Genomic DNA, 16,443 nt, shown 5'->3' with positions numbered 1-16,443 from the left:
TGCTCCTTTTCACGGCATTCTCAGCGATCGCGCCCCGGCGATGGGAACCGATAATCAGTGCCTGTTCATGTCGCCGTGCTGGATGCCGCGCCACCAATCGGCCAGGTCCTGCGGGTGCTGCTGGCCGTCCACGACATCCCACAAGAACTGTCCGGTTGTCGATGCCTGGCCGAGGGGTAGTCCATACCTATAGCCGACAGCCTGGATAGAGTCCTTTACAATTCGTGGCGGAACCGGATCGCCATGAGCCACCTTTGATGCGTCCTCGGCCACCGTAACAATTGCCTTCCCCGCGCTCTCCAGTGGGGTGATGGTATAGGACCGGCCACTTATCACCGAGTTCGCCACGTCGCGAAGGAACGGCACTCCAGAGACAGCACCGAGTGCAACCTCCTCGGCCATATGAAGCATGGTTCCAGCGAGGCTGCCGTCCCTGTCTTTCTGATCCGACGGCTTGAGCATCGCATGGACCATCTGCGGCACCACGAAATACCACCAGGACCGCGCCAGCAGTCGGGCAAAATCACGGGTGCCATGGCCCTGCGCGAAGGATTCCGGCAGGTTGGCATAGCCCTTTGCCAAGTCGCGCTGGCGGTTGTACATGTGATTCCAGAACGAATAGAACATCGTTGCCATTGAGACTGCGCCCTTGTCCCGCTGGATCGCAGCCAGATCCTTGACGCCACCTCCGCCGTGGGCATTGCGCACCGCGCGGTTTGCATACTCGATGGCGGCTTCCTCGCTCATATCCAGACCTCCTTCCGCCTTGCGCGCCATCCCCTTGAGATAGGCCCCGTACCAGGTCGGCATGGCCGAGGCCATATCCAGCATCGCCACGCCGTAGAAGGCATAGCGCTTGCCGGCATCCACGGCCTTCTGGGCGGCGCTGACCGGCGCCAGGGATGACTTGTGCGCGTTAATCTCATTGATCGCTTCGGCGACGTTACGGTCAAACTCGTTCGAGCGGTTCAGCATCTCAGGCGAGCGTTCGAACACGAAGTCCCTGGCATTCTTCCAGCGATCCGGGCCGGCGAACTGGGCGACGCCCTTCGCCATCCACTTCGCGCCGACCTCGCCAAACGAGGTCGAGAGCGCCGACAGGCCGTGGATTTGCATGGTGCTGAAGCGGTAGCCCAGGCCCATGATGGTGACATTGGAGCGCGCCTTGCGGTAGAAATTCTCCCAGGCGCTGTCACCTGAGGTATTGAACACCTTGTCGTTTGCGATCGCCTGCAGCCACGGCCGCAGCTGCGCTGTGTATTCGCGACCGAAGGTCTGGTCGATCTCGTTCTTGATGCGGGGGTCGTTCAGGAACTTGTTGGCGTCGATGATCGCCTCGCGATAGGCCAGGTCGTGGGAAACCTGGTCGAGGTGGCGCGAGATCACGCTCAAGCTTAGGTGCAGCGGCCCGACGTAGCCGGTACGCTCGACGGTATGTCCCTTGTTCGTGGTGGGCTTGGCCCACTGGTTCTCGAACAGCATGTCGGCCTGCCGTGCCAGTTTAGTCTCGGCGTTGCGGTCCTGGAAGGCATCGAACACCACCGGGTAGTAGCCGCCCTTGAAATTCCCGTGGCGGGTGCGCACGGCGCGCGGCTCGATCATGTCCGGCGTCACGCCGGTCTGGCGGCGCTGCAGCGCTTCGATCTGCGGGCCGTGCTTTCCGATCGCGTCCCAGACGCCTTGGACGAACTCCCACTCCGGAGCCGACAGGTGGTGGTCCAGCGCGCTCATTAGCTGCGCCTCGGTCCAGCCGTAGCCCTGCGTCAGCTTGCGCATGTTCGACTCGTTGCCCACGTTCAGCGCGGCCGCCAACAGCTCTTCGCGGTACCACTGCGTGCCACGGCCGGGGCGCGGAAGCTCCACTGACAGGCTTTCCTGCGTCTTGACGCCGGAGTCACGCAGTTTCTCGCCGATCTCGCGCAGCGCGGCGACCGACTCGGCGCGCAGACTGCGCTCTTGGGCTTCGGCCTGCGAAATGCGTTTGAAGATCTTGGCGAACGCCCCGACCTTATCGTCATCGAGGCCCGACCTGCTGCCGCTGTCGAACCACTGGAACAACTGTTCCATCTTCAGCAGGGCCGCATCGGCGGCGCGGATTTTGCTCTTGAGGTTCAGGAACTTGGTGCTGACCTTATCCAGCCCCTTGGCATGCCGCAGGTGCGGCTGCAGATCAACCGGGTCCGCGTGCTTCAGCGAGGCCATGGCCTGCTTGGCCTCATCCACCAGGCTATCCAGCTCCACGCGCTTGCCCTCGAGCGTCAAGACACCCTGCTCTCGCGCGACGTGTTCGATGCTCTTGATGGATTCGATCAGAGCCCGGAAGTCCGTCAGGCTAAGCCGGCTCCAGCTCTGGCGCTGGTCGATCAGGGAGTCGGCTACCATGGGCATGGTGCCGGTGCGCTCAAACTCCGAGTGCATCCAGTCGCGCAGCGGCATTTCCGTATCCGGCGCGCGCGGCGCCAGGCCAAACTGTTCCAGCAGGCCCAGGATGCGGTCCATGTAATTTGCCCCCAGCTTCTGCGCCACGGACGCCTTGGAGAATTTCTTCAGGTACCGGCGGCCATTCTCCACTTCGAATTCGGCATCCTGCGCGGCCTTGGCGAGGCGGTTGTTGAGCAGCTGGGCGCGCTTCTCGTCCGCGACAGCGCCGATATCGTTGACATGCAATGCCTTGATCGCGTTGCGCGCGGCGCGCGTCTCGGCGGCGGAATACATGCCGGGCCGGATGTCGCCGACGGGCTTCTGCTCGATCGCACGCTCGGCCGCCTCGCGCGCGGCGCGGGCGATCGCGGTCGGACTGGTATCGGCCTTGGTGGCGACCTTCAGTTCGGTGGCGATCATGCGCGCCCGGATGTCGTTGCGGACCGCCAGCTCGGCGGCCTCGTTGATCGCCTCCGGCGTGGCAAGGTCGCCATAGCGCTCGAGCATGCGCTGATCGGTCATGGCTTCGATCTTGGCATTGCGATCGCCCGCACCCAGCAATGCGTCGACCAGGTCGCGTCCGGACGGGAAGCCAAACATCTCGGCTAGCATGTCCGGATGCAGCCCGTCGGCCGCGCTGAAGGGCGTCAGCCGGTCAATGTCCGGGCGGTTCGGCATATCGTGTGGGTACATCTCGCGCACAGCCGCCTTGCTCAGTTTCAGATCGGCGCCATCGTGCATAGGGCCTTCGGCAGGGCGGCCATCCTTGTCCACCATCCGGCCGGACTCCAGCGAATTGCGGGCGAGCTCCACGGGCTCGGTATCGATATCCCGGATGACGCCATCGCGCACGTTGGCGCGGCGCCGGGCGGCATCCTGCTGCATGGCGCGAATGGTCCGGCCCTTGGCTTCGGCCATCCACTTCAGGTCGCGAATGGCGCGCGTTTGCAGCTCGTCAGCCGCGTGCTGCGTCGCCTCGTGACCCAGGGACAGGTATTCCTCCCACTCCGACGGCGACATGCCAGCGCTCTCCGCGGAGTGGAACAGCGGATCGAACGCGCGCGCTGCCTCGGTCGCCTTGATCGTCTCATCGGTGGCCAGCATACGGTCCATCACTTCACGCACCTCCGGCGCCAGATCGGCGCGCAGGCCGCTCGCCGATTTGTAGACGTTCAGCAGCCATGCGCGGAAGCGGGCGAACAGGCCAGCCAGCTCGGTGGACGGGGCCTTGCCCTCCATGAGGTACTTCTCAAATGCCCGGGCAAACTGCTCGTGGCCGGCGCGCTGGCCGTCCAAGTCGCGCGCCGACCAGTTTTTCAGGCGCGCGTCGGGGCTCTCACCCTCGACGCCGAAGGACTGCAACAGCGCGTCAAAGTCGGCCTTCACCGATTCCGGCGCCGCGCCGTCGGCGGCGACGCGCTGATAAGTATCCAGGAAGAAGTGGCCCGACTCGTGCAGGAATGTCGATAGGTCCGCATTCTTCATCAGAGCAATCGTGCGCGCCGCCGGGTCGTAGGCCCCGCGTTGCTCGCGCTTTCCCTGGTAGAACTTGTCCAGTTTTTGCGCTACACTGTCCTCGGGAGCAGCGGAAGGCGAGTCATCCTTCCTGACGTCGAGCATGTCCGTCCTCGGTTCGGCGCTACTCCTCCCGGTTTTCTCATAGGCTGTCATCAGCCACTTCTTCGCCTCCCCATCCCATTGAAGACGCACCGCTCCCTCGTGGTCGTCCGACTCCAGCCGAACACGGTTTTCGCCACGCTTCACCACGCTCATCGATGCCAGAATGCCCTGCAGGTCGCCCAGTACCTCTGGATGCTTAGCGGCAATCTTGGCCAGCCCATAACCGCCCACGTAGCTGCGGTTGGGGTCGCCCGGCTCACCCCATACCAGATCGATGTCACCGATGTCGGGATGGTGTAGCGCGGCGATCGCTTCGCCGTCCTTCTGTTCCATCAAGTGCTTGATGGCGCCTGCGGCGTCGCCCTTGAAGTCATGCGAGATTGGCCCGAACGGCCCAACGGTTGGATCTTCCTGATGCAATGCGCCGTCCTGCTGGCCGCCGGCCGGCTTCGCCTGGCCGCCATCCTGCCCTACCGCATCGCCAACAATCCGCGCGCCACCCAGGTCGCGGTAGGCGACGTCGGGCGAAACGCCCATCTTCTCGGCCAGGCTGTCGAAGAAACTGCCATGCAGCGCCGCGTAAGCATCGGCCACGTCCTCGCGCACCCGGCCGGTGCCCAGCAGCTGCTGGCGGACGTCATCCTCAACCTGCTGCCTGGACGCCGTGCGCTCGCCGTTCGATACCTTGGCGGCCGCCTCCTTGGCCGCCGCAGCCCGCATCTGCTCCACCTGCGTCTGGTGAAACACCTGGCTCTCCTGGTAGGTCATGCCTTCCGGATCGGTGCGGACATTCGGAAGGATGGACTTGTCGATCTCGGTCCCGGCAAGATGGGTTGCGTAGTCCGCCATCGGGATCCGTACCATGCCCTTGGTCGCCCGCGCCTCGGGCAGCTGGGCGGCCAGGTCCGGCATGGTGCGGGCCAATTCATCTGGCGTAACGCCGGATTGGGCCAGCGCGCGGTCCATCTCGTGCGCGTCGATGTACAGGTCCGGCACGCTCCGCCCCTCGGTCACATCGGAGACGAAGCGCTGGAACAGCGCAGGATCGCGCTCGCGCAGCGCGGAGGCGGCCGACATCTTCGACACCACGTTCAGACGGTCAAAATCAGCCTTGGCTGCGTCCGACTTCGCGGCATCCAGATAGGTCTGCCGGACGGCCCTTGCGTCGGTCCCGCCGGCGCGCGGCCCCATCGTAACGCCCATCAGCGAACCGATGGTGCCGTTGACGAAGGCGTCCTCCCAGTTGAATTCGGTGTGCATGGAGTCGGGCAGGGCCGAATTCATGAACTGGCGGGATGCCTCGCCTGCGGCAACCTGCCCGACGAAGGCGGATGCGGCGCGGGCGGCGGCGCCGCCAGCTACCGACAGCGGAATCACCCCCATGCCCGTGCTGGCCACATACTGGGCCTGGGCAGCGGCCAATGCCTTCTGGCCGTCGCCTGTGGCCTCGTAGACCTTCTGGCCGGTGCTGACCGCGTCATTGACTGCCGGGAACCACATCGTCTGAACGGCGTGCTGGACGGCCTTGCCAACGGCCGGCAGCGCCGACACACTCTCTGCGGCGGCGCCAGCCGCTTCCGGCGCAGCGCTGGTTCCGCCGGAGCCAACAATGGAGGCAATCATTGGCACGAAACTACCCAGCCCGTGCATCAGCTTGGCATTGAACCCGGCGTCCGGCTTGAGCGCGTAATCCTCGGCGGCATCCATCCGGGGCTTGACCATATGCTCGTTCCACCAGTCGGCGCTGTGCGTGCCAGCCACCTTATCCACGACGGCGGGAATCCCGCCCAGCACCAGGTTCACGTCGCCAGCCACCTTGTTGGTCCATTCGGCCATGCCGTGACCTAACTCAGTCGCCGAGCTGCCCAGCCAGTTCGCAAAGCCGTGCAGGCCGTTTGCCAGGGATTGGCCCACCGTGGCCGGCGGGAGAGAGGCGGCCTTCTCCACGGCCATCGTGTTGGGGATCGCGTCGTGCAGCAGGCGGGTGTTGTTCTGGTCCGTGAGCAGGCGGGCCGTAGCCGGCGCGCCTACCACCAGGCCGTTGGCATCGAACTGGCGCAAGGTAGCCGCCGTGCGCACCGCCTGCTCGTCGTCGCGGATCGCGTCGACGGGCACGCCGGTGGCGTTGTACAGCTGCCGGTAGCCGGCTTCCTTCTGCGGGTTGGCCTCGAGCGAGAACTGCAGGTTGTTGCGGATCTGGGCGGCCTGGCCGGCTTCCATGCTGGCCTTGGCTGCGGAAAACCATGGGTCGGAGTTGTCGCTCATCAGTGCATTTTCCAGTATTGTTGGAGGATGTCGCCGTCGGTCGGGCTCTTATTGCCGTTGGCAATGAAGGCGCGCTTGATGCCGTTGTAGGCGTCGCTCGGGATATCCTTGACGGTCATCGACAGCATCTTTTGCGAGCTCGAGCCAGTATTGATCTCCATGAACGTGCTCGTGAAGTTGACGTCCTTGGCGAACGTGGTGTCCACCAGCTTGGTGATCTCGTTCTCCGTCATCCGGCGGTCGAGCTGCTGCTGTTGGTTGAGCACCAGCTGGCTCAAATAGGATTGGACAGCATTCATCTGAAACTTGGTCTGCGGGTCCTTGTTAGCCTTGGCCGGGTCGACGCCGATATTGATCATGCGCTCGTTGATGACGCGGTCCAGCACCTTGTGATTGATGCCGCCGGTGCTCAGGTCCACGGTTCCATCGATGGCGTCCTGGCGGCGCTTGGCGATCGCGTCCCATTCGCCGCGCGGGAAGTTGTCGACCTGCCACTTCAGAAACTCCGGGTCGCTCATCGCGGCCAGGCGTTCGGGATGAAAAATCGACGTGTTACTGGCCGCCGGATCTGCCTCCTTCAGCTCATTGGAGATGCGGTGGGCCACCTTGATCGTGTCGTCGTACTTGTCCGGATTGCGGCGCGCAAGCTCCATTTTCAGCGCCGGATCGACCTGCGAGAAGTCGCCACCGTTGGCCACCAAGGTGCGCAGGACGTTGTTGTATGACTGATCCGCCTGCAGTTGCAGCGACTTCGTGATGACACCGTACTGGTGCTCGGACTGCTGCTGGACCAGCTGGATCTGCTCCGGGCGCGGCGATGGCCCCAGGCGCGCGATCGCATCGGCCGTGAATTCCTGCTCGGTCGGCATCTGGATCGGCGCCGCGCCGGCGGCAAACATCTGAGCCCCCTTGCGGACATATCCCTGCGTCTCGCTGGGCAGCGCGGCCAGCCAGTTCGCGCCGTTGCTCTTGATGGCGGCGTCAACGGCGCCGGGCCCTGCGTTGTAGGCAGCCAGCGCCTGCGGCACATTCCCGTACTTCTCCACCATCTTGCCAAGCAGCTGCTGACCGACGCGGTTGTATTCGGCCGGAGAGTTGTCGGCGGCAGGCTTGATGCCAAAGCCCGGGTTTGCGGCCGTGGCGGGCATCACCTGCATCGAATACATCGCCCCCTTGGGACTGGTGACCGGTACACCGCCCTTGTCGTAGTCGTGGCCGCCCGATTCAATGCTCTGGACGATGCTCTGCAGCTGGTCCATGTTCGAAGGCGCGAACTGGGTCGAGTATTTCTTCACCGTGGCCGCCACAGACTGCAGCGCGATCTGGCCGTCCAGGTGGCGGTTCAGGGTGCCGTTGACGCGCAGGATGTCGTCCGCGCTCATGCCGCCATCGAGCAGGTTGCCCTTGTCGTCATAGCGCGCGTCCTTATGCGACTGGAAATACAGGTTGGCGTAGGTCGGGTTGCTGTTGGCCAGCGCCGCCTCGATGACCTTGGTGTGCACGGTGCTGGCTGCCGCCTTCACGTCGGCGGCAATTTCCGTCGGGGCCTTGCCCTGCAGCGCGCCGGCATTGGCCACAGCGGTCTGGGCTTCCATGACGTTCTTCGTCACCTGGTCAGGCTCCTGCCAACTGCGCTCGGCGCTATCGGCGGCCAGGCGCAGCTGGCCGTTCAGATTGCTCATCTGGTATGAACGGAACTGCTCCATCGCGTGCCGCTGGGTCTCCTGCTGGATCGACAGGCCGATGTCGGCCGCATGCGGCGTCAGCATCTTGCGCTGGCGGTCGTTGTCCAGGCCCGCCATTACCTGAGCTTGCTGATCAGAATAGCGCTGCAGGTAGACATCGGGGAGGCTCTTGCCGTCCTCCGGCTTCAGGGCGGCCAGGCCCGTCTTGCTCAGGTAGCCGTCCTTCGGGTCATCGGCCAGCACGCTCTTGTACTGCAGCAGCTGGTTGCGGGCGTCGAGGACGCGGGCTTGGTTGACCTGATCCTGCATATCCGTTGCGATGCGCTGAGCCTCGGTGCCCAGGCCCAGAAGCGCTTGGCCGGTCTGCTGTTCTTGCTGACCTGGCACAGCGGCCAGGCCGGCCGACGCAGCTGAGGCATCGGTGCGGAACGGCTGCAGCGCGCCGGAGTCGACTTGCGGGATGAAGTTGTCGGCAGGAATACGTGGCATGGGCGTTTAACCGGTGGATTTTCCATACTGGTACCAGCTGCCGGCGACCTGCCCGGCGCTGCCCAGCAGCGAGTTGTTGAATGCGGCGGATGGCGAGATGCCGTCGGCGCCGGCCATCTTGACCTTGAAGGCCGCACTGGCGTTATTGAGGCCGATCTGGGCCATCGTTTTCTTGTAGGCGGCGGTCGCTTCCGCGCTTGCCAGCCCGGCCTTGACCATCGCAGTCGTCCAGTCGGTTTGCGCGCCGGCCAGCTTCTGCTGGTAGCTGTCGCTGATCGCGGTCAGCGCGCTGTTCATCTTCGCGGTCGACACGGCCTGGCCGCCAGACAGCTCAGCGTCCGCAACGGCGCGCTCGCCGGAGAAGCGCGCGGCGTCCATGTTCAGGCTGCTGCTGAGCTTCGACATCGACACCAGCGAATCGGCCTGCGTGCTCTTGGATGCCGCGCTCACCATGGCGCCGGCCTCCTGCGCGCGCGCGCCGAAGGCGGCTGTCAGCGCGCTCTGCTGCACTTCGATGGCGGCCCGTTCTGCCATGACGTCGATGCCAGTGCGCACCATCAGGGATGTGCCTTCGCTCATGTCGACACCGCCTCGTGCCATGGTGGTGATGGCGTGGCTCTTGGCCTGGGCGTACTGCATGCGGGTGTCCTGCTCCTGGTACTGGCCGTGCAGCAGCGCCGACTGGGCCTGCATCTCGTACAGGCCCGCATTCAGGTTGTCCATCGCCGCGCCGGCGCGCAGGCTTTCGGCCTGACTCCCGGCGCGGATGCTGTCAGCAGCAGCCTGGGCCTGCGCCCCTTCCACTCCCGCCGCAGCCTGGTTCTCCGCGCGAAAGGTGCCCATGGCGGCGGTGTGCTCGGTCTGCTGCAGGTTCAGCGAGGCGTTGGCCTCGTTGGAGAACGCCTGGGCGTCCGTGTTCGCCTGGTTGAGCTCCGCATCGAAGGACTTGCTTTCCAACGCAGACTTGGTGTTGATCAGGTCGATGTCGGCCTGGCCGTTCATCGAAATGGCACTGGAGCGGGCATTGATCAGCTCCAGCTGGGCCTGCGAAGAGATGGCTTCCTTCTGGGCGGCCGCCGCGGCGCGCGCGCCGTTTGCCGAAGCCCATGCGCCCAGGATCTGGAGGCCTGCGAATAGTGGTGTTGATGGTGCAGCGGCGGCCATTGTTATCCTCCTAAAACGACGTCGAGCGACATGCCGGTGACGGTCAACGGCAGCGGCGCACTCTGGCGCACGGATACCTGCCCGTTCGCGCTCCAGGACTGCGGAATGTCGATCTCGACCTCGTCGGTCTTGAGCGACGGCGCGCTGCCCCAGGCCTCTGTCGTTCGCTGTTTGAATTCCGTCATCTTGGTAAAACTCGGGCCGGCAAAGATGCCGCCGGATTGGTATACGCGCAGCCAGACACGGTTCACATTTTTTGGCCGGCCCTGACCGTAGCCCATCATGTCGATAGCAACCGGCAAGGTCTGCAGATCAGCGGTGATGGGCAGGCCGATCTGCGCCTTGCTGACTGGCTGCGGCAGCGTGATCGCGCCACCGGTGACGACACAGGCGGGCATCACAGCCCCATCGCCCAACACACTGACGGTTTTCCCCTCCAAGTGGCCGAGGCCGGAAATAGTCGTCGTCGGCGTGCCGGAATAGGTCAGGCCGCAGTCCACGAAAAATGCGTCTGCTGGCGTTGCGAATTGCCGCGTGTGCAGGCACTCGATATAGCGCTTGGTCGCGCCGTTGATGGTGCGCCGCACCACCACGTAGAGCACATCTTCCGCGCCCTCGGCTACCACGCAGCACGATTCGAATACACCATCGGTGTCGTGCTGGTGCCAAGCCCCGATCTGCTGCTCGGGGATATAGGTCAGGCCCAGCAGCTTGCCGCTGCTGCTGACGCACCAGATGATGGGGTATGGCGCCTTGCGGTAGGCCATATCCTTGATGTCGAAGGTGTCGAACAGGTGCGGCGCGCGCAGGCACAGGTCGCCAGTCACATAGCCGTTTGCCTGGTACTGGTAGGCCATCTCGCGCACATGGCCGCCTCGAGCGGCGACGTAGACGATGTTGTTGGCGATGATGGCCGGCTGCACCATGGAGGCGCCGACGTAGCTCTGCGGGATCACGGAGACCGTCGACGGGGTGACCGCATCGCTGTTGACCGACGTGACGCGCCACTCGGCGCCCGAAGTCAGGAGCACCAGCGAAGTCAGGGGCACGATGTGGCGGATGGTGTTGGCTTCGCGCGCGGCCACACGGAACTGGATGCTGTCGTCGTCGCGGATCGGCAGGCAGTAGTTCATGTTGCTCTCGGTACCGCTTTTCGTCATCCACAGGTTCTGCGGCTTGTTGAGCGTCCCGGCGAAGCAGCGGCGCTGCTCGAAGTAACTGACGGCCCCCGGGTAGTCGCCCGCGGCAGCGAACAGCGGCTGCGCGATCGGCGGCGTGCGGCTCATGTCCGCCGCGATGTTGTCGTCCACAAAGCTGGTCGAGTCGGTCTGGCCGATGTAGCCCCACAGGCCGGCAGACTTCTTGTAGACGAAGTACCGGCTGGCGCCGGCCGCTGCCGTCCAGCTGATCGTGTTTGTGTTCCCGGTGGCAAACAGGTTTCCCGTACACGTGGCGCTGAGCGATACCAGCGACTCGTCCGTATTGAGCGCGCCAACGCTCGTCACGCGGTAGTCGAACGAATAGCCGGTGCCGCCGCTTGGCGTCGCAGTGACGCCCGCTGGCGGAAGGAGGCTGGACTGGAATGCAGGCGGCGTCAATACCCACCTGGTCGCGCCCTGGCGGCGCAGCTCCATCACAGGGTAGCCGGTGTGGGTCAGCGTGAGGACGTCGGCGGACTGGACGTAGTGGATATCCATCAGGTCTGCGGCGGCGTACGGATTTGGGATCTCGTATTCCCCGGTGGCCGGGAGCGGGTACCAGTACGTGGCATTCGGCGGGGCATTGCCCGTCGTCGGCTTGATGCAGTAGTAGGTCGTCCCGGCGCTGCTGCACATGTCGCCCTGGGTGTAGGCGGTCGCCGCGGAGTAGGCAGCCTGCGCGCCCGCCAGCAAGACCGCGCCAATGGTATGGAATCGGAAGTAGCCCGCGCCAAGTTCCAGCACCATGGTCTGGCTGGTGCTGTACGTGAATGGGATCACCCGTGTCGCGTTGGCCGAATTCTTGACCTCATGGTCGAACTGCGTGCCAGGGCGGTTTTCCGCAGCACCCTGCGGCTTGATCAGGAAGTTGCGGCAAACGGCAAGGCCGGACTGGTACCGGGCATCATCGATGCGGGACCAGAATTCCGGCGTTACCTCACCACCGCTGAACGAGCGTTGCAGCGTGCGCACACTCATCGTGGCCAACCTCCCAGGTCGGTCTGCTGCGGCAGCATGTCGCGGATAGCAAGAAAATCTGGCTTGTGGACAACCTCGACCTTGCGCTGCTGGGCGTCCGAAGCTGCGGCGCGGGCCACGATGACAGCATAGGTCTGGTAGCAGTTCTGCGACATCTTGATGCCTTCGTTGCCCTTGAGGATCGGGCCGGCGAGAAAGGACATCAGCAGCAGCACCAGGGCCTCGGTGAACATCGGCTGGAAGCGCGCCGCGTCGACCGTACGAAGGGTGTACATGCAGATCGGATCCAGGATGTTCGCGTAAATGACCGGAGTCCCGTCTTCGAGGACCTCACATTCAAAATCCTGAGGATTGGAGTCGTTGATCGAGCCGGTAAGGAACAGTGCCACGATATTCATGGCAGTGCTGGGCTGCGCGTACGCGTACAGCCAGCCTGACTTCGGCGTGACCGAAAGCTGGTTCAGAGCGCCGCGCGTGGTGGCGAACGACCAAAAGCTGTAGTCCAGGATCGTGCTGAGCGCCATCGGGTAGAACCGTGCGCAGTGGGTCGCCTGCGCGGATCCGTCAGGCGGATCGATTGCGGATACCGTGGCTTCATCGCCAAGGCGGGCCAGCGCGAGGTTGCAGATATCGACGTCGGTGGACATGGCGTAGTGCTTCAAAATGAGAGGGGCGCGAAGCCCATCTCAGGTCACATGGATGGATGCCGCCTTACTCGGCGGGCAACGCGGCGATTTCCTGCGGCGGCGCCGGGGTCAGGTTGGCAGGGTTGTCCTGCAGCGCCTTGGCGGCTGCATCAGCCTCGGCCGCCTTCTGGCGTTCCGCTTCGGCTGCGGCTTCGGCTTCCGCAGCCTTCTTCGCGGGCTTGTCCAGCGCCGTCCAGTGCGGCGCCGGCGTTTCGTCGCTGTCGATCTCGGTGCCGGGCTGGACCAGCTTGTTGTCGATGAAGGACAGTTCGTTGATCAGGTATTTAGGCATGATTCACCCTCCTTACACGACGGCGAAGCCGACCGGGTAGGTCTTGAAGTCTTCGATGCCGTCGCCGAAGTCCGCGAACACCGTGCCCGCCGTACCGGTACCGGCCGGCGTATAGCGGACGCCCAGGTAACGCTGGCCCTTGGACAGGATGCGGGTATTGATCTCCGCCTCGAGGCGCGCGCCGGCAGACAGGCTGGCCACCGGCACTGCGCCGGTGGAGCCGATCACGGTGACGTTGGAGGACAGCGCCGCGTCGTCTGCGGCGATGATGTCCATGGTCAGCGAGGTCAAGCCGGCGAACGCCGTGCCGATCAGCGCGCGCAGTTTAACCAGGTCACTGCCGCCGCCGATGTCGCGGTTGGTGCCCAGATCGATGGTGTTGGACGACAGGACGGCAGAGGCGCCAGTCACCGTCTGGAAGGAGACGACGCCCGCAGCGGTGACGCCGCCGGAGACGATCAGGTTGTTGTCGACGTACATGGTCAGTTCCTTTCAGGTGTAGGCGCTTAAACGACGCGCGCTTCGGTGTTGAGCAGCTGATCGACCTTGCGCATCGGCACGCCCAGGAAGGTCAGCCACTTCTGCGGGGTGCCGAACTGGGACATCGCTTCCGTGATCGAGAGCGCGTTGTTGGATTTGTTCAGGGCGGCGATGCGCAGCATCGAGAACACCGTGCGGTTCATATAGAAGGCCGCCTTGCCCATCGCCAGATTCGGGATGCGGTCCAGCGCGCGGGACATCATGTTGATGATGGCAGTGGCGGCGCCGGCCGCCTGGGTGTTGGCTTGGGTGGCCAGGTCGGTCACGTTGATGTTGCAGATGCGGACCACGTAGCGCCAGTCCTTCAGCACCAGGCCGTTCTTCCACTGGTAGTGCGACTGGAAAGCCTGGTAAGGGTTCTGGTTCGCATCGTAGACGACCAGCTCGCCCTGGTCGGTATGCTGGAGGCCAGCCTTCGAACCTTTCGGGAACGGGCAGAAAATGGTGTTCTTGCCCCACACCGCCAGCCAGATCGAGGTGTTGTTCGAACCGGTGCCGCCAGCGTCCAGGATGTTCTGCGCGTTGCCGGCGCCGGAGATGGCGCCGTAGCGGGCAGCCAGGCCCAGATACTGGCGCGGATCGGTCGCGGGATTGCCGTAGAACAGCGTTTGGGCTTGCGCCTGGTTCATGGCTTCGATGAACGCGGAGTCTTCCGACAGGCGGAATTCAGCGGTGTTGCCGTTCAGCAGGGCCAGGTCCTTGTCGACCGCGCTGTAGGCTTCCAGCAGGCCGCAGGATTCGTCCACCTGCGCAGTGAGCGACTTCGAGCGCGGCACGCCCTGGTTGATCGAGCGCCAGTAGACGGTCGGCAGGCCGGTGCGGATGGTGACGCGGTGGCCAGTCGGGAGGTTGCCCTCGGCGAAAATGGCGTCTTCCAGAATCTCGTTGGTCTGGGACAGCAGTTCGACGACGGTCGGGACCGAGCCGTCGGGATCCAGGCGTTTCGCCCAGTCCGCCAGGGTCAGGAAGTTGGATTGGTTGGTTGCCATGTTTTACGCTCCTTGGTTTTTGTACAGGGTGGTTGCTGGGTCGCGTTTCACTGGCAGGTTGCCGGTACCACCCGCGACAAAGCGGTTGTCCTGGCTGATCTGCAGGCCGGCGCGATAAAACGCCCGGACCAATTCCGGATGGTTGCCCAGCTGCGTTTTGTCCAGCAGCTCCCGCAGTTCCGGCGTGCCGAAGGCGTCCATGGCCTTTCGGGCGATGGCGATGTTCTCCTGGAACTTGGCGCCGCCGATTTCCTTGTCGTTCGGCAGGGATTGAATCCAGCCATCGCGCTCAGCCTTGGCCACCGCCGCCGCTTCCTGACCGCGCTTGATGTCGAGGTCGAGCAGCTTCTGCGCCTGCTCCTGGCTCAGGTTCATTTCCTTCGCGAGGGTGGAAAATTCGCCGGTAATGGCGTTATCCAGCGCATAGCCTTCAGGGGCCTTGAACTGATAGCTTTCCGGTGCCTTGGACTGGGACTGCTGTTGCTGCTGTTCGCCGCCATCGGTGGGCGCGGTGCCCGGATTGGCTGCGGTTGCATTGGCAGGTGCCTGCGCGGCAGCTTCTGGCGCTGGCGCGGCGGCCGGTGCTGGTGCTGGTGCTGGCGCGGGTGCCGCTGCTGGCGGTGCGGCCGGCGCAGTGTCAGTTGGTGCCGGCGGCGCTGCTGGAGTCGGAGCTGCTTCGCTCATTCTGGTCTTTCATCATCTGCGTGAAGGAATCAGGGCAGGCACGAAGGATCTGCTTCAACAGCATCAACCCGACGTTGCGCTCCCCCTCGCGGAAGTACGTTTCTGAATTGCCGGTGAAGCTGCTGCGATACACCCCGGCACGATCGAGAAGGCGCCACATGATGCGGCGGCCGCGCTTCGATCCCATCAGCCACTTCATATCGTCGTCTTCCAAGTAGGCCGCGCTGCGGAGCTGCTTTTGCCGCTCGCGCTGCGTCTGCTCATTTCCGTCGATATCAGAAGGGTCGTGATGATTCATGCGCGGATCATCGCTCGAAAGATTCCAGCCTTGGGAACCGTTATTGGCCGTAGAGGACTTGCGCCGGGTCCGGCCGCTCGGTGGGCGAAATTTCCATGTCGGTGATCTGCCAGCAGCTGGACATTTCGGCCTCGCCACCCTGCGTCTGCCGCTGGCTGGCCGACGTGACCAGCACCTTGGCCGTGATCATCATTTCGGCGCCAGGCGCGGGCGGTGTGGTGATCCCCAGCTTGGCCAAGTCTTCTTCGTTGAGCGAAAGCTCCAGGCCCCAGGGATAGCGCGGCGCGTCGCTCGCATCGGGGGCGCTGCAGCCGTTGGATTCTTTGGCTTCTTCAGCCGATTGCATCATGTTGATCAGGGCCATGGCGTTATCCCGGGAGAACTTCAATGGTGTAGCCTTCGATGATCAGACAATCAGTCGCGGTCACCAGGGTACCGGTGATCTGGACGAATTTGTCGACACTCATGTCGAAGCTAAAGCGCGAAGGGGCAAGCGTCCCGCCACCCCCATCGTTCGCGAAGTCGGTACATACTTGCAGGTTTTGTACGCCACGATTTCGCAACGTTTTGAACAACCCGCCTTGCACGTTGGCAACGGATTGGGCGCTGAAGCTGGATATATCACTGCCTGAAATGAACGCACCATGGTTGACCGCCGAGGTTCCTCCTGCATTCCTCCCTGTGAGATACGTGATCCGCAGCGCACCATTTGGCCCCATGACACCACCGGGGACCAAGACCTGCGTCAGCGGAGCGTATGTCGTGGTCGCGGAGGCATAGGCACCGGGCGTAATCCCCGCCGGAGTGATGGTGCACGCTGCATCGATATACAGCTGGCATGCGGAAGCACTGCTGAACGTGGCGAAGTAGAGGCCGGCGGCGAGTCCGGGTTGCGCGTAGCAGTAGACGCGCACCACGCCAGAAGGGACATAGGGCAACGCGGTCAGCCCGGTAATGGCGCCCGTGGCACTGATGTTTGTCGCGGACGACAGCAGGATGATGGGGACGGCGCTCTGCGCAATCACGGTTGGGACGATGTACTCGTTCCCTGCCTGGTCTCGGAATCCGACCGGGCGGCCCGAGATTGGATCAATCAACTGGTCGTTCGGACCCTTCGAGAAGCGGGATGCCAT

12 protein-coding genes are annotated in these 16,443 nt (G+C 64.0%); all 12 read right to left on the bottom strand.

The features are described 5' to 3' along the window. Positions 1–54: 54 nt before the first annotated feature. The 12 genes from AC1RQG_RS25855 to AC1RQG_RS25800 all read right to left on the bottom strand — a co-directional run bounded on the left by AC1RQG_RS25855 (position 55) and on the right by AC1RQG_RS25800 (position 16,443). Positions 55–6,306: a putative barnase/colicin E5 family endoribonuclease gene (locus AC1RQG_RS25855; protein ID WP_493135963.1), complete on the bottom strand. Its 6,252-nt coding sequence runs from the start codon at positions 6,304–6,306 to the stop codon at positions 55–57. Further along, positions 6,306–8,480: a transglycosylase SLT domain-containing protein gene (locus AC1RQG_RS25850; protein ID WP_493135961.1), complete on the bottom strand. Its 2,175-nt coding sequence runs from the start codon at positions 8,478–8,480 to the stop codon at positions 6,306–6,308. The genes AC1RQG_RS25855 and AC1RQG_RS25850 overlap by 1 nt, the downstream gene beginning before the upstream one ends. Positions 8,481–8,486: 6 nt before the next feature. Next, positions 8,487–9,644 (bottom strand): hypothetical protein, encoded by a 1,158-nt coding sequence (locus tag AC1RQG_RS25845; protein ID WP_493135959.1) that lies wholly within the window; start codon positions 9,642–9,644, stop codon positions 8,487–8,489. A gap of 2 nt (positions 9,645–9,646) precedes the next feature. After that, complete coding sequence (locus tag AC1RQG_RS25840) at positions 9,647–11,821, bottom strand: phage tail protein (RefSeq protein ID WP_493135957.1); 2,175 nt, start codon at positions 11,819–11,821, stop codon at positions 9,647–9,649. Next, a complete protein-coding gene (locus AC1RQG_RS25835; RefSeq protein ID WP_493135955.1) occupies positions 11,818–12,468 on the bottom strand; it encodes a phage connector family protein in 651 nt (216 codons plus the stop codon). Before AC1RQG_RS25835 ends, AC1RQG_RS25840 begins: the two co-directional genes overlap by 4 nt. 64 nt (positions 12,469–12,532) lie before the next feature. Beyond that, the gene (locus tag AC1RQG_RS25830) at positions 12,533–12,799 is read right to left on the bottom strand and encodes a hypothetical protein (RefSeq protein ID WP_493135953.1); all 267 of its coding nucleotides are present in this window, start codon (positions 12,797–12,799) and stop codon (positions 12,533–12,535) included. A gap of 12 nt (positions 12,800–12,811) precedes the next feature. After that, positions 12,812–13,279, bottom strand: a complete 468-nt coding sequence (locus tag AC1RQG_RS25825; protein ID WP_493135951.1) for a Bbp16 family capsid cement protein — start codon at positions 13,277–13,279, stop codon at positions 12,812–12,814. Between the two features lie 26 nt (positions 13,280–13,305). Continuing rightward, the gene (locus AC1RQG_RS25820; RefSeq protein WP_493135949.1) at positions 13,306–14,328 is read right to left on the bottom strand and encodes a major capsid protein; all 1,023 of its coding nucleotides are present in this window, start codon (positions 14,326–14,328) and stop codon (positions 13,306–13,308) included. Between the two features lie 3 nt (positions 14,329–14,331). Continuing rightward, positions 14,332–15,012, bottom strand: coding sequence for a protease (locus AC1RQG_RS25815; RefSeq protein ID WP_493135947.1), 681 nt, complete (start codon positions 15,010–15,012; stop codon positions 14,332–14,334). Continuing rightward, positions 14,966–15,310, bottom strand: coding sequence for a Bbp19 family protein (locus AC1RQG_RS25810; protein WP_493135945.1), 345 nt, complete (start codon positions 15,308–15,310; stop codon positions 14,966–14,968). Before AC1RQG_RS25810 ends, AC1RQG_RS25815 begins: the two co-directional genes overlap by 47 nt. Before the next feature lie 40 nt (positions 15,311–15,350). Beyond that, positions 15,351–15,674, bottom strand: coding sequence for a capsid staple protein (gp10, locus tag AC1RQG_RS25805; RefSeq protein ID WP_493135943.1), 324 nt, complete (start codon positions 15,672–15,674; stop codon positions 15,351–15,353). Between the two features lie 4 nt (positions 15,675–15,678). After that, entirely contained in the window at positions 15,679–16,443 is a 765-nt protein-coding gene (locus AC1RQG_RS25800; protein ID WP_493135941.1) for a hypothetical protein, read from the bottom strand.

The sequence above is a fragment of the Rugamonas sp. GW822-FHT03B10 genome, assembly GCF_058801745.1.
Note: the sequence above shows the minus strand (reverse complement) of the source record. Positions and strands in the feature narration are given on the sequence as shown.